The 268-nt window shown below is 42.2% G+C and carries 1 protein-coding gene; it reads left to right on the top strand.

Features of this window, described 5'->3' with window-relative positions; translation table 11 throughout:
* A partial coding sequence (locus tag N7568_RS23785) for a hypothetical protein (protein WP_261612159.1) occupies positions 1 to 268 on the top strand: 268 nt, incomplete at both ends.

Genomic DNA, 268 nt, shown 5'->3' on the forward strand with positions numbered 1-268 from the left:
ACTGATCTACCTCAGAACAATCTATGGACATGCAAGTGATGTGGCATACTTTGAGAGAGAGGAGAAGAGAAAGAAGAAAGGGAAAAGGTTAGAAGAGGTAGCCCCAGAGGCAGAAAAATCACTAGCAACATTGATATGCCAACAAGTAGAACATGCACCTATAAGGGTTAAACAAAAGAGGTCAAACAAAATGGTGGAGGCTCCCTCCATTCTAGAAACTATACTAGAAGTAGTGGAGGATGGTGAAGAGGATCTTGATGACACCCTT

This window comes from Paenarthrobacter aurescens, assembly GCF_025421775.1.
GTDB classification, from domain to species: domain Bacteria; phylum Actinomycetota; class Actinomycetes; order Actinomycetales; family Micrococcaceae; genus Arthrobacter; species Arthrobacter aurescens_B.